The organism is Herbaspirillum lusitanum (assembly GCF_046025995.1).
GTDB classification, from domain to species: Bacteria; Pseudomonadota; Gammaproteobacteria; order Burkholderiales; family Burkholderiaceae_D; genus Herbaspirillum; species Herbaspirillum lusitanum_A.
The window spans coordinates 13,014-26,448 of sequence record NZ_JAQQFM010000008.1; the positions used below are offsets into that span (position 1 = coordinate 13,014).

Sequence of the window (13,435 nt, forward strand, 5' to 3'; positions counted from 1 at the left end):
CGGCGACAATCTCGCAGCGCACCGGCCTGCTTATCCCCCCACCGCCGGCAACAGCGGCACCAGCAGCAAGGCGACAATGTTGATGATCTTGATCAGCGGATTGATGGCCGGCCCGGCGGTGTCCTTGTAAGGATCGCCGACCGTGTCGCCGGTAACCGCTGCCTTGTGCGCGTCGGATCCTTTGCCGCCGTGATGCCCGTCCTCGATGTACTTCTTGGCATTGTCCCAGGCGCCGCCGCCGGTGGTCATCGAAATCGCGACGAACAGACCGGTGACGATGGTTCCCATCAGCAAACCGCCCAGCGCCGCCGGCCCGAGCAGCAGGCCGACCACCACCGGCGCCACCACCGGCAGCAAGGACGGCAGAATCATTTCGCGGATCGCCGATGAGGTCAGCATGTCGACCGCCTTGTCGTATTCCGGCTTGCCGCTGCCGTCCATGATGCCCTTGATTTCGCTGAACTGGCGCCGCACTTCGATCACCACTGCGCCGGCGGCGCGGCCGACCGCTTCCATCGCCATGGCGCCGAACAGATAAGGAATCAGACCGCCGATGAACAGGCCGATGATCACCAGCGGATTGGAGAGATCGAACACGGTGCTCTTGCCGGCCGCATCGAGCGCGTGCGTGTAATCGGCGAACAGCACCAGCGAAGCCAGCCCGGCCGATCCGATTGCATAGCCTTTGGTGACGGCCTTGGTGGTGTTGCCGACCGCGTCGAGCGGATCGGTGATCGCGCGTACCGAGTCGGGCATGCCTGCCATCTCGGCAATGCCGCCGGCGTTGTCGGTGATCGGACCGTAGGCATCCAGCGCGACGATGATGCCGGCCATCGACAGCATCGCGGTCGCCGCAATTGCAATGCCGTACAAACCGGCCAGCCAGTAAGAACCGAAGATCGCCAGACACACTGCCAGCACCGGATATGCCGTCGCCTTCATCGACACACCGAGCCCGGCGATGATGTTGGTGCCGTGGCCGGTGGTGGAGGCCTGGGCGATATGCTGCACCGGTTTGAAATCGGTGCCGGTGTAGTACTCGGTGATGTAGACCATCAGCGCGGTGAGTGCAATGCCGATCACCGCCGCGCCCATCAGCGGAATGCGCAAGAGCGGCGGCAGCAGCCACCAGCTGACCAGCACGAAGCCGATCAGACTCAGCCCGGCCGACCACCATAAGCCGGTGTAGAGCGCCGCCATGATTTTCTTGTCCGGGGTCGCCCTGACCATGCTGCAGCCGACGATGGAAGCCAGAATCGATACCCCGCCCAGCGCCAGCGGATAGATCACCGCCAGCAACTCCATCCCCTGCAGCATCAGACTGCCGAGCAACATGGTCGCCACCAGCGTCACCACATAAGTTTCGAACAGATCGGCGGCCATGCCGGCGCAATCGCCCACGTTGTCGCCGACGTTATCGGCGATCACCGCAGGATTGCGCGGATCGTCTTCGGGAATGCCGGCTTCCACCTTGCCCACCAAGTCGGCGCCGACATCCGCCCCCTTGGTGAAGATACCGCCGCCCAGCCGCGCGAAGATGGATATCAGCGAGGCGCCGAAGGCGAGGCCGATCAGCGGTTTGATGGCTTCATGCAAGGACGGCGCATGGCCTTGACCGTGCAGATACAGCGCCCAGAAGAACAGCGTCACGCCGAGCAGGCCGAGTCCGACCACCAGCATGCCGGTGATGGCGCCGCCGCGAAACGCCACATTGAGCGCCTGATTCATCCCTTGCGTCGCCGCCTGCGCGGTACGCACATTGGCGCGCACCGACACATTCATGCCGATGAAACCACAGCCGCCGGACAGGACTGCGCCGATCAGAAAACCCAGCGCGGTAATCCAGCCGAGACCGGGAATCAGCGCGATCACAATCAGCAACACCACTCCGACCAGTGCGATCGTCCGATACTGGCGCGCCAGATAGGCCGCCGCGCCCTGCTGGATCGCATCGGAAATTTCCTGCATGCGGGGATTGCCGGGGTCCTGTTTCAGAATCCAGTTGCGGGATACCAGGCCATAGATCACTGCGACGACGCCGCAGGCAATGGCAAACCATAAGGCTAGGGCCATCATGTCTCCTCCTTGTTATCACGACTCATCAACAATGACGAACATCCGCCGGGCATCAACGATGTGCCGGCCGATATTGCGTACTGCACGCAATTGCGTCGCCCTTTTTCCTGGACTTGTTATGACTGCGGGCTACAAGGCTACGAAGCCGGAATGGGGGGAGTACGTCAGCTCATCGGACAGGGTGAATGTGCATACCTGTACCGATGCGCCTGCGCTTTATCCCTCTGCTGCCTGCTGCTATCTCCGTCGCTTTTGATTCTTGTATTTTGGGTACTGCCGATGTTGCAAACCAATGTCGCAAGCTGATGTTGATTATGTGAATTCTGGCCGGATGCTGCCGATGATATTGATCACGCCGCCGCTCGTTTTTCGATGACCGCTCGCCATCAGGACGGCTGGACAAAGTGGCAAGACATAAAAAAAGCGGACTGTTCAGTCCGCTTCACTTTACTCCGACAGTGCCGCAAATGCACTATCTCTGATTTGCTCCACCGGTCCGACGCCGGCGATCTTGCGATACTTCGGCGCACCGGGTTGTCCCGACTTGGCCCAGTCACCGTAGTAACCGAGCAGCACTTCAGTCTGATCGTGATACACGCTCAGACGCTTGATCACGGTCTCTTCCTTGTCGTCGTCACGCTGGATCAGCGCTTCACCGGTCACGTCGTCCTTGCCGTCCACTTTCGGCGGGTTGAACTTGACGTGGTAGGTGCGGCCCGAACCGGGGTGCACGCGGCGACCGCTCATGCGTTCGACGATGGCGCTGTCGGGCACGTCGATTTCCAGCACGTAGTCGATATTGACGCCGGCTTCCTTCATTGCATCAGCCTGACGCGTGGTGCGCGGAAAACCGTCGAACAGATAACCGTTGGCGCAGTCAGGCTGCTGCAAGCGATCCTTGACCAGACCGATGATGAGATCATCCGACACCAGGCCGCCGGCATCCATCACCTTTTTGGCGGCGACACCCAATTCAGTACCCGCCGCAACTGCGGCGCGCAACATGTCACCCGTCGAGATTTGCGGGATGTTGAATTTTTCCTTGATAAAAGTGGCTTGCGTGCCTTTACCGGCACCAGGCGCTCCTAAAAGGATGAGGCGCATATCGATTTCCTAAATGTGAAGTTTGAATTCTGTTGCGATGGCGGACTGTTTCAGACTGGCGCCATGGGTGGCGCGCTTGCCTTTTTGTTGACGCCGTTTGCATCTGCTCTGGACGAAACTTACCACAAAATCTTACCGAACCATTACAAACGCTCTATTTTTAGGCACTCTCCGGGCTCTGATTGTGACCCAACTTATTGACGTCAGCCTTACAGATACGGCGCCCTGGCGCGACGTGCGAATTTGCACGTGCAGATACTTGCGCGTTACAAAGCCGAGATCGCAGTGACCAGCGGGCTATCCGGCGGCACTTCGAAATGCTTGCGCACGCGCAACAAATCTTCAATCGTATCGACGCCCGCTTCCGGCACCACCGAAGTCACATGCACCGCAATCGCATGGCCATGCCACAGCACGCGCAATTGCTCCAGCGCCTCGATGCGCTCCAGCGGCGCCGGCGTCAGTGTCGGATAAAGCTGCAGAAATTTATTGCTGTAGGCATACAAACCGATATGGCGCAGCGGCACGTATTCGTTGACGTGATCCGGGCCGTGCGACTCCGGCAGCGTATCGCGCGATTGCGCAAAGGCATCGCGATGCCAGGGAATCGTCGCGCGCGAAAAATACATGGCGCAACCGGCCTTGTTCAACACCACCTTGACCACGTTGGGATTGAATGCATCCTGTGCGGTTTCGATGGCGTGTGCAGCCGTCGCCATCGGCACATCGGCCTTGATATGCGCAGCGGTGGCGGCAATCAGACCGGGATCGATCAGCGGCTCATCGCCCTGTACGTTAACCACCACCGCATCTTCCGCCAGATCCAGCGCGGCTGCCACTTCAGCGATGCGGTCGGTGCCGGACGGATGATCGGCGCGCGTCATCGCTACTTCCACGCCATGCTGCTGACAGGCGGTAAAGATGTCGTGATGGTCGGTGGCGACGATGATGCGGGAAGCGCCGGACAAGGCTGCCCGCTCAGCCACCCGCACGATCATGGGCTTGCCGCCGAGATCGGCCAAGGGCTTGTTGGGCAGACGGGTGGAAGCGAGTCGAGCCGGAATGATGACGGTGAAGGACATGGGCGTGATCGGAAGTGGGATGAAAGAGAGACTAAAGACTGCAGCAAAGTCTACGGCGTCTGGCAGACGCAGCAAGGAAAATCAGACTACACGACTTCACCCGCTGCACCGCCGGCCATCGCGCATTGGCGCGTTGCCTTGCGCAATGGCATCTTCAGTTTTTCAGACCGGGTCAGCAGCGCCAGTTGCGACGGCTACGCCGAGATCGCGTGCCTCATCGGCCCACATGATGGGAATGCCATCGCGGATCGGATAAGCCAGCTTGTCGCCGTTACAGATCAGTTCCTGCGCTTTTTTATCGTAATCCAAAGGCCCTTTGCAAATCGGGCAAACCAGAATATCAAGCAGTCGGGCGTTCACGGAGTTTCTCCACAATATGTTCTGCCAGCACGCCATCGATGCGCGCTGTCACAGGCACGACCCAGATGCGCGGGTCGTTTTTGATGGCCTCGATTGCCTTGCATTTTACTGCATCCTTTTCAGTGATCAGAATCACTTGCTGGGTCAGCGCGGCAAACGGGTTGTCTGAATAATCATGATGGTCGGGCAAGGCCACCTCGGCGAAGCTCAGCCCGGCCTGGCGCAGCGTCGTAAAAAACCGCGCAGGATTGCCGATACCCGCCACCGCGGCAATGCGGCCCTTGCCAGCGATCGCCGCCAATCTCATCTGCTGCGACGGGTCGGCCAGTTGCTGCGCCGTCTCGCCGTGCAGGATCATGGCGAAGGCGCCGGATGGCGGCGCGGCGCCCGCCGGCAGATTGACCACGCTGAAATCGCGACGGCGAGTCGCCGGTTCACGCAAGGGGCCGGCCGGCAGCAGCCAGCCGTTGCCGGCGCCACGCGCATCGGACAAGACGATTTCGATATCGCGTCCCAGCGCGTAATGCTGCAAGCCGTCATCCGAGACGATCACATCCACTTGCGGATGCGCGGCCAGCAGGTGCTGCGCCGCCGCCACGCGGCGCCGTCCCACCACGACCGGGCAAGCGGTACGCAAGGCAATCAGCAGCGGCTCATCGCCGACCTCCCGGGCCTTCGAGCCTGCATCCACTTCGCGTACCTCACTGCCGTCGGCGGCCGACGATTGCCGGCCGCCGTAGCCGCGCGAAATCAAGCCGGGCGTGTAGCCCGCCGCACGCAAGGCTTCGATCAGCCAGATCGCGAACGGCGTCTTGCCGGTGCCGCCGATGAACACATTGCCCACCACAATCACCGGCACCGGCAGCCGCGTGGATTGCTTGAGCCCCAGCGCAAACGCGGCACGGCGCAGACGGATCAGCAAGGCAAACAACAGCGACAGCGGCCACAGCAGACAGGCCAGCGGCCCGCGCTGCATCCATGCGCGGGTCAGTATGGCTTCGGCGGTTTTCGGCGACTGGGACAAATTAACTTTCGGACTTTTTCATCGATGCAGACATGCTGCCGGATACAAATTGGCGATTGAAGATGACAACCAGGGCTACGAACAAGATGAACTGCGCCGGGGATTTCAGCTGCCTCATGAAAATGGAGCTTCAATGAGGAAGCTCCATCCTTTGCAGCAGCATGCCGGCAATACAGAAGCGCGGCCGCGCCGCAAATATCGCTACCTGGCGTTGCTCTGCGCGGTAAACGTGACCTTGGCGAAACCGGCAATGCGCGCCGCTTCCAGCACGTTGATCACGGTCTGATGCGCCGCCAGCGCATCGGCATTGATGATGATCACGGGATCGCCCTTGCCGCCGCCGTTCTTCGCCGCGTTCTGCAAATCGCCGGCCAGCGCCGCGGCATCGCGCGAAGCCACACGGGTATTGTTGATCGCATAGCGGCCCTGGGCATCGACCGCCACGTTGATCTCGAACGGCTGCTGCATCGCCTTTTCGGCATCGGCCGACGGCAAGGCGATCTGCAAGGCGGTGAACTTGCTGTAGGTGGTGGTCACCATCAGAAAGATCACGATCACCAGCAATACGTCGATGAATGGAATCAGATTGATTTCCAGCTCTTCGCGGGCGCGTCCTTTGCGGAAATTCATGGCGCCGACCTCAACGGCGAACGTCGTGCACGACGTCGACGAACTTGACCGCCTGCTGCTCCATGTCGACCACGAAGCTGTCGACCAGCGCGCGGAAGTGGCGATAGAACACCAGCGCCGGCATCGCAATCGCCAGACCGAAACCTGTGTTGTACAACGCCACCGAGATCCCGTGCGCGAGTTGCGCAGGATTGGTGCCGGCGGCATTTTGCGAGGCGAAGATTTCGATCATGCCGACCACCGTGCCGAACAAACCCATCAGCGGCGCCAGCGAGGCGATGGTGCCGAGTGTGGTCAGGAACCGTTCCAAGCGGTGTGCAGCGGCCTGACCGGCTTCTTCGATGGCTTCCTTCATGACGTCACGCGGAGCATCCACATTGCGCAGACCGGCAGCCAGCACGTGGCCCAGCGGCGAATTCTGTTCCAGCTTGTCGGCCACATCGTCGTTGACGCGGCCGCTCTGATACACGCGCACCACTTCGTCGAGCAGCTGCGACGGCAGAATGCGCTCGCGGCGCAGATAAACCAGACGCTCGATGATCAGGGCCAGACCGATGATGGATGCGATCAGCAAAGGCCAGATCGGCCAGCCTGCAGCTAAGATGATGGCGAACAAAGCAAACTCCTGTTTAATTCTGATGGTTGCTGTTTATATATAAGTGCTGCATGCACCGCGCAGGATGGTAACGGATAGTGCGACCTCCTGCAGAAGGCGCCGGCGTTGTGAGCATCGTCGTCAAGAGCGTGGATGCACACAATGCCGAATTGACATGGGTGCAGAATGTATCGCGTTGCACCCTGGCCCGCAAGCGCAACTGCGCGCTATGCCCATCCTTGCTCCCGCCCGCGCGCTTTACATTGGCCGCAGCGATGTTCAGCCACTGCCTGCTCACGCCGGAGTTGTTCCTGAATTACCCACATTTTCTGTGCATAACTTTGTGAACAAGCCCCGCACAGTGGATCGAAGCCTTTGATTTCAAAGCGAATTCCATTGCTGCGTTGAAATCGTGCAACTGATGCAAACGATCCCTTGCCGCAGCAGCGCACAGCGCGCCTGAAACACGTGCCGCGTCGCCGCTTTTACATCCGGCTTTTACCTTTGTGCGGGAAAAGCACTATTATCCCCGCATTCCTTACTTACAGATCACCCCTGCGCGCTGCCTATGTCTTCCGACGTTCCTTACTCTTCCGGCTTTTCCTCCCGCGGCCCCAGCCCTGCTCCGGCCTCATCCGGCGAGCGCTCCGGTCCGCCGGTGCTGGCGGTATCCGCCTTGAACCAGGCAGTGGCGCGCGTGCTGGAACGCACTTTTCCGTTGATCTGGGTCTCGGGCGAAATATCCAACTTCACGCGTGCCGCTTCCGGCCACTGGTATTTCAGCCTCAAGGATGACGCGGCTCAGGTGCGTGCAGTGATGTTCAAGGGCCGCGCCCAACACGCCGGCTTCACGCCGCGCGAAGGCGACAAGGTGGAAGTGCGCACGCTGGTCACGCTGTATGCGCCGCGCGGCGACTATCAGCTCAACGTCGAAGCGATCCGCCGCGCCGGCGTCGGCGATCTGTACGCCGCCTTCGTGCAGCTGAAAGAAAAGCTGGAGCGCGAAGGCCTGTTCGATGCCGCGCGCAAGCGCGCCCTGCCCGGCTTCGCGCGTCGCATCGGCATCGTCACCAGTCCGCAGGCGGCGGCGCTGCGCGATGTGCTGAGCACGCTGCGCCGCCGCGCGCCGCATGTGGAAGTGATTCTCTACCCGACGCCGGTGCAAGGCGAAGGCGCGGCCGTCAAAATCGCCAACGCCATCCACACCGCCTCGCGCCGCGCCGAATGCGATCTGCTGCTGGTCTGTCGCGGCGGCGGCAGTATCGAAGATCTGTGGTCGTTCAACGAAGAAGTGGTGGCGCGCGCGATTGCCGATTGCGCCATGCCGGTGATTTCCGGCGTCGGCCACGAAACCGATTTCACGATTGCCGACTTCGCCGCCGACCTCAGGGCGCCAACCCCGACCGCCGCCGCCGAGCTGGCTACAGTGGCGCTGGCCGACTGGCGCGAAACCCTGCGCGCGCACGCGCAGGATCTGACACGCGCATTGCGCCGCCGCCTGACCGAACATTCACAGACAGTGGACTGGTTATCGCGCCGGCTCATCAATCCCTCGGCCTACATTCAGCACGAACGCGTCAAACTGCTGGCGCTGCAATCGCGGCTGTCGCACGCCACCCGCATTCCGCTGACGCAGGCGCGCCATCAACTGCGCCACCTCGGCATGCGGCTGGCGCATCAGTTGCCCGACACCAAGTCGGCGCGGCGCGATCTCGGCGACATGCAGCGGCGCATGCAAGGCCTGCTGGCGGCGCAGCAACTCAAACGCAAGCAGGCGCTGGCCGGCTTCAATATGCAGCTGGAATTGCTCAATCCGCAGCGCACGCTGGAACGCGGCTACGCCATCGTGACCGACAAACACGGCAAGGTGCTGCATGCGCCATCGGAACTGGCGGCACGCAGCGAAGTGACCATCAGACTGGCCCAAGGCAGCGCCGAAGTCGGCATCGCGAGCGTGCAGCCGCGCCTCGAATAGCATGTTTTTTCTCACCGATCGACCCGTCCGGGTCGATCGACTTGCCGGAACGAGTTCATCGTATCGGCGTCTATCACTGGCTTGGGCCATCGCCCGCAACCCCAGAGCCCGCACGGAATACGAACGATTCTCATTAAATCAAATAAGCGCGTTTTGATGGCCGCATCAAGTGCAAAGAATCGCCAACCACTTTAAAATCACAGGCTCAGAATAAAAACCTTTGTTCTACATCACCCAAGACTGAAAGGATTCACAAATGGCACATACCCTTCCGGCACTGCCTTATGCATTGGACGCACTGGCGCCTACCATTTCCAAGGAAACTCTGGAATATCACTACGGCAAGCATCACCAGACTTATGTGACCAATCTGAACAATCTGATCCCAGGCACCGAATTCGAAAACCTGTCTCTGGAAGACATCATCAAGAAGTCCTCCGGCGGCGTGTTCAACAACGCAGCACAAATCTGGAACCACACTTTCTACTGGAACAGCCTGACGCCAAAGAGCGCCGGCGCACCAAGCGGCGCACTGAGCGACGCCATCAACGCCAAGTGGGGTTCGTTCGACAGCTTCAAGGCTGAGTTCACCAAACTGGGCCTGGCCAACTTCGGCTCCGGCTGGACCTGGCTGGTCAAGAAGGCTGACGGCTCGCTGGACATCGTCAACACCACCGGCGCAGCCACTCCGCTGACCACCGATGCCAAGGCGCTGCTGACCATCGACGTGTGGGAACACGCTTATTACATCGACTACCGCAATGCCCGCGCCAAGTACGTGGAAGCATTCTGGGGCATCGTCAACTGGGACTTCGCTGCTCAGAACTTTGCCTGATAGCTGCATCGCTTCAAGAAAAAACGCCACGACATCCGTGGCGTTTTTTTTGGCCGTTTTTTTCCGCTGCATCGCGTATTTCGAGCCGTCTGCAATGCGCTCCCGCAAAGCCCTTCCTGTATCATCGTCTGCCACAGAATCCGGCCCACCGGATCGATCCAGATAACACATTCAAGAGACGGAACGGGACGATGAAAGACGAACGCTTGCTGGAGATGCAGGTCTTCAAGGCAGTGGCCGGACATGGCGGCTTCACTGCGGCAGCCACTGCGCTGGGCGTGAGCCAGCCCTTCGTCAGCCGCACGCTCAACCATCTGGAAAAGCGTCTCGGCGTAGCGCTGCTGCGGCGCTCGACGCGACAGATTCATCTGACCGAAGAAGGCAAAACCTTTCTGGTTTCATGTAACAAGATCATCGGCGATATCGAAATGGCGGAGGGTCAGATTTCTTCCACCGGCTCATCGCCGGCCGGCGACTTGCGCATCACCGCCGCCACCTCATTCGGCATGGATCAGATCGTGCCGCTGCTGCCGGAATTTCTCGCGCTCTATCCCGGCGTGCGGGTGCGGCTGTCGCTCTCGGACAATCTGGTGGACATCATCGGCAATGGTTTCGATGTCGCCATCCGTATGGGACATCTGCAGGATTCGATGCTGCTCAGCCGCAAGCTCTGCCATCTGCAAAGGCTGGTGGTGGCGGCGCCGTCTTACCTCGCGCGCCACGGGACACCGCAGACGCCGGACGACCTGGTGCGGCATAACTGCCTGCAATGGGAGGCGCCCATGGATCATCTGAATCACTGGCCGTTCATGATCGACGGCCAGCGCACTTCAGTCGAGATTCATGGCAATTTTCAGTTCACCAGCGGCATGTCGTCGGTCGAGCTGTGTCTGGCCGGCGTCGGTCTGACGCGCATGGCCGAACATTTCGCCACGCCCGCGATCCGTCAGAAACGGCTGGTGCCGCTGCTGGCCGATTTTCAGGCGCAGGACGATACCGCGATCTATGCGGTGTATGCCAAGGAGCGGCACATCCATCCGCGCGTGCGCGCCTTTGTCGATTATCTGCTGGAAAAATTCAAGCAGCCGCCCTGGCTGAAGTGAGTTCTCAAGTGTTCAAGTGAATTCGTTCCGGCAAAAAAAACCGCCCGGGCGGGCGGCTGAAACCTGAATCGGACTCAACAGAAAATCATTTATCCAGCCTGCGCGGCAACATCATCGTCACCGCCGCACCGAACACCATGATCGCCGCAATGATGTACATGCCGATGTCGGTGCGCCCCGAAGTCACATTCATCCAGCCCACCAGATAGGGCGAGACGAAGCCCGCGATATTGCCGAAGGAGTTGATGAAGGCCAGCGCCGCTGCGACCGAAGCGCCGACGAACATGCTGGTCGGCAGCGCCCAGAACAGGCTGATGCAGGAATACACGCCGGCCGCCGCCAGCGACAGACAGGCGATGGTCACCAGCGGGCCGCCGTTGAGCAGCATCGACAAGGCCAGGCCGAAGGCGCCTATGCTGAGCATCAATGCGAACCAGTAACGGCGCTTGCTGCTGATGTCGGCGGCGCGGCCGGAGAAATACAAAGCGGCAGCGGCGATGATGTTGGGCACCGCCGAATACAGGCCGATGTGGAAAGGGTCGGTGACGCCGGCGCGTTTGATCAGCGAAGGCATCCAGAAACCGACCGCATACAGGCCCATGATCAGGCAGAAGTAGATCAGCACGAACACCCACAATTGCCGGCTGCCGAGGAATTCACGCACGCTGCCATGTTCGACCTTGTCGGCGTTTTCGGCGCGCAGATCGGATTCGATACGATCCTTTTCGGCCGAAGACAACCAGCTCACCTTGCGGAAATCATCGTCCAGCCAGAACAACACCACCACGCCCAGAATCAGCGCCGGAATCGCCTCCACCAGGAACAGCCACTGCCAGGCCTGCAGCGGTTGCACGTTATGAAAGGCGTCCAGAATCCAGCCCGACAGCGGGCCACCGACGATGAAGGCCAGCGGTGCGCCCATCACGTAAATCGACATGGCGCGTCCGCGGCGCCGGGCAGGAAACCACAGCGTCATCAGATACATGATGCCCGGCGCGAATCCCGCTTCCGCCACGCCCAGCAGGAAGCGCGCGATATAAAACTGCATCGGCGTCTGCACCAGCAGCATGCCGGCCGAAATCAGGCCCCAGGTGATCATGATGCGAGCGATCCAGACGCGCGCGCCGACCTTGCGCAGAATCATGTTGCTCGGCACTTCGAAGATCAGATAGCCGATGAAAAAGATGCCGGAGCCCAGCCCGTAAATGGCGTCGTCAAAACGCAAGGCATCCAGCATCTGCAGCTTGGCGAAGCCGACGTTGACGCGATCCAGATAGGCCACCAGATAGCAGCACAGGATCAGCGGCAACAGCCGCCAGTAAGTTTTCTTGTAGAGCTCGTCGGCGCCGGCCGTGGTCGTGATGGCGCCGCTGTTGCCGGTGTTATAGGCGGTAGTCATGTTGTGTCTCCTGGATGGCCTATGGCTATCTGATATTTTTTTATGGTGGCGAGCGCTTGCGCTCAGCTCTTGTCCTCGGATGCGCAGGTCTGCGCCTGCTGCTCCTGTTCACTCTGAACGATTGACGTGGGCAAGAATGCCGGAAACTGCTGCGGCATTCTTGCCCGGCATCAGTCGAACAGATCCGGTTGCAGATGGGCGATTTCAGCGAACAGGGTCTGGAAGTGCAGCCAGCCGATGAATTCATTACCCAGATGCTCGCGCGAATAAGCGGCATGTTTGGCGTCGATAAACTTGGGACGGATCTCATGCGCAGCTTCTATCATCAGCTGCATGCGGCAGCAGTGATCCAGCGCGATGAAGTGCCAGCAGGCGTCGTCAATGCTATGACGGCTGGCCACCAGCAGGCCATGGTTCTGATGAATGATGGCCTTGTTGTCGGCGAATGCCAGCGCGACCGGGTTGCCGGACTCCGCCGCCACCGGCACCTTGCCGGCGCCGTCGCCCAGCACTGCGTGGTCGCCGTAGAACATGCAGGCATCCTGCGTGACCGGATCGAGCGGACGGCCGAATGCGGCCCAGGCGCCGCCGTGCACGGTGTGCGCATGGCAGGAGGCGATGATGTCGGGATTCTGCTCATGAATCGCCGAGTGCAACACGTAGCCGGCCTGATTGATCGCATAGTCGCCCTGCACTACTTTGCCCTTGTGATCCACCTGCACCAGCATCGAAGTCTTGACCATGGAAAACGGTACGGCCATGGGATTGGTCCAGAACAGCTCCGGATGCTCGGGATCGCGCACGGTCAGATGGCCGCCGAAACCGAAACTGAAACCGTGCCTGGCGAACAGACGGCAGGCGGCAGCCAGGCGTTCCTTGCGGTGCTGGCGTTCTTCCTCATGCGACTTGAAGACCGGCTCTTGCGGAAAGATCAGGCCTTCCTGATTCGGTTGATAGACGGATTTCTTTGGCGTATCGGACGAGTCGTCCTGTCGGGCTTGCAGATTCTTGGTTTCCATCAGCATGGCTGTCTCCTTGATGATCCTGAAACGGGGTGGCGCGATGTGCGTGGAAGGATTATAGGACCGGAGTTTTGACTGATTATCTACCCGGCCGGCATAGGTCTTATGCTGGCGGAAGCCAGAATCCATGCGCCTCGCAGCTGATTTTCGGCCCCGCCGTCAATTGCTGCATTGCGATTCCCACGCCGCCCGGAAATGCATGGATCGCCGCGGCACAGCTTTGATGTGCA

General features: G+C 60.4%; 12 protein-coding genes. 3 read left to right on the forward strand and 9 right to left on the reverse strand.

What is annotated here, in order from left to right:
• Window positions 1–30: 30 nt before the first annotated feature.
• The 7 genes from PQR62_RS18070 to PQR62_RS18100 all read right to left on the reverse strand — a co-directional run bounded on the left by PQR62_RS18070 (window position 31) and on the right by PQR62_RS18100 (window position 6,892).
• Window positions 31–2,073: a sodium-translocating pyrophosphatase gene (locus PQR62_RS18070; protein ID WP_408159692.1), complete on the reverse strand. Its 2,043-nt coding sequence runs from the start codon at window positions 2,071–2,073 to the stop codon at window positions 31–33.
• A gap of 450 nt (window positions 2,074–2,523) precedes the next feature.
• On the reverse strand, window positions 2,524–3,180 hold the full coding sequence (adk, locus tag PQR62_RS18075; protein ID WP_408159404.1) for an adenylate kinase: 657 nt from the start codon (window positions 3,178–3,180) through the stop codon (window positions 2,524–2,526).
• Window positions 3,181–3,446: 266 nt separating this feature from the next.
• Window positions 3,447–4,262, reverse strand: coding sequence for a 3-deoxy-manno-octulosonate cytidylyltransferase (gene kdsB / locus PQR62_RS18080; RefSeq protein WP_408159405.1), 816 nt, complete (start codon window positions 4,260–4,262; stop codon window positions 3,447–3,449).
• Between the two features lie 162 nt (window positions 4,263–4,424).
• Entirely contained in the window at window positions 4,425–4,622 is a 198-nt protein-coding gene (locus PQR62_RS18085; protein ID WP_408159406.1) for a Trm112 family protein, read from the reverse strand.
• Complete coding sequence (gene lpxK / locus PQR62_RS18090; RefSeq protein ID WP_408159407.1) at window positions 4,603–5,646, reverse strand: tetraacyldisaccharide 4'-kinase; 1,044 nt, start codon at window positions 5,644–5,646, stop codon at window positions 4,603–4,605. The genes PQR62_RS18085 and lpxK overlap by 20 nt, the downstream gene beginning before the upstream one ends.
• Before the next feature lie 201 nt (window positions 5,647–5,847).
• Window positions 5,848–6,276 (reverse strand): ExbD/TolR family protein, encoded by a 429-nt coding sequence (locus PQR62_RS18095; protein ID WP_408159408.1) that lies wholly within the window; start codon window positions 6,274–6,276, stop codon window positions 5,848–5,850.
• Window positions 6,277–6,286: 10 nt separating this feature from the next.
• Complete coding sequence (locus PQR62_RS18100) at window positions 6,287–6,892, reverse strand: MotA/TolQ/ExbB proton channel family protein (RefSeq protein WP_408159409.1); 606 nt, start codon at window positions 6,890–6,892, stop codon at window positions 6,287–6,289.
• A gap of 547 nt (window positions 6,893–7,439) precedes the next feature.
• Between PQR62_RS18100 and xseA the strand changes: the two genes are divergently transcribed.
• From xseA to PQR62_RS18115, 3 genes are all read left to right on the forward strand, one after another.
• Window positions 7,440–8,846: an exodeoxyribonuclease VII large subunit gene (gene xseA, locus PQR62_RS18105; protein WP_408159410.1), complete on the forward strand. Its 1,407-nt coding sequence runs from the start codon at window positions 7,440–7,442 to the stop codon at window positions 8,844–8,846.
• Window positions 8,847–9,102: 256 nt separating this feature from the next.
• Window positions 9,103–9,681: a superoxide dismutase [Fe] gene (sodB, locus tag PQR62_RS18110; protein WP_408159411.1), complete on the forward strand. Its 579-nt coding sequence runs from the start codon at window positions 9,103–9,105 to the stop codon at window positions 9,679–9,681.
• 191 nt (window positions 9,682–9,872) lie between these two features.
• Window positions 9,873–10,784 carry a LysR family transcriptional regulator gene (locus PQR62_RS18115; protein WP_408159412.1) on the forward strand — a complete coding sequence of 304 codons (912 nt, stop codon included), beginning with the start codon at window positions 9,873–9,875 and terminating at the stop codon, window positions 10,782–10,784.
• Window positions 10,785–10,869: 85 nt separating this feature from the next.
• On the opposite strand, the gene PQR62_RS18120 is transcribed toward PQR62_RS18115, so the two are convergent.
• Complete coding sequence (locus tag PQR62_RS18120; protein ID WP_408159413.1) at window positions 10,870–12,183, reverse strand: MFS transporter; 1,314 nt, start codon at window positions 12,181–12,183, stop codon at window positions 10,870–10,872.
• Window positions 12,184–12,353: 170 nt separating this feature from the next.
• Complete coding sequence (locus PQR62_RS18125; RefSeq protein ID WP_408159693.1) at window positions 12,354–13,202, reverse strand: class II aldolase/adducin family protein; 849 nt, start codon at window positions 13,200–13,202, stop codon at window positions 12,354–12,356.
• Between the last annotated feature and the right edge of the window lie 233 nt (window positions 13,203–13,435).

What these genes read in the sequence shown, in the direction of transcription:
- PQR62_RS18115 (WP_408159412.1), top strand. Translation starts at nt 9,873, where the DNA reads ATGAAAGACGAACGCTTGCTGGAGATGCAGGTCTTCAAGGCAGTGGCC.
- xseA (WP_408159410.1), top strand. Translation starts at nt 7,440, where the DNA reads ATGTCTTCCGACGTTCCTTACTCTTCCGGCTTTTCCTCCCGCGGCCCC.
- sodB (WP_408159411.1), top strand. Translation starts at nt 9,103, where the DNA reads ATGGCACATACCCTTCCGGCACTGCCTTATGCATTGGACGCACTGGCG.
- PQR62_RS18095 (WP_408159408.1), bottom strand. Translation starts at nt 6,276, where the DNA reads ATGAATTTCCGCAAAGGACGCGCCCGCGAAGAGCTGGAAATCAATCTG.
- adk (WP_408159404.1), bottom strand. Translation starts at nt 3,180, where the DNA reads ATGCGCCTCATCCTTTTAGGAGCGCCTGGTGCCGGTAAAGGCACGCAA.
- kdsB (WP_408159405.1), bottom strand. Translation starts at nt 4,262, where the DNA reads ATGTCCTTCACCGTCATCATTCCGGCTCGACTCGCTTCCACCCGTCTG.
- PQR62_RS18120 (WP_408159413.1), bottom strand. Translation starts at nt 12,183, where the DNA reads ATGACTACCGCCTATAACACCGGCAACAGCGGCGCCATCACGACCACG.
- PQR62_RS18070 (WP_408159692.1), bottom strand. Translation starts at nt 2,073, where the DNA reads ATGGCCCTAGCCTTATGGTTTGCCATTGCCTGCGGCGTCGTCGCAGTG.
- PQR62_RS18125 (WP_408159693.1), bottom strand. Translation starts at nt 13,202, where the DNA reads ATGGAAACCAAGAATCTGCAAGCCCGACAGGACGACTCGTCCGATACG.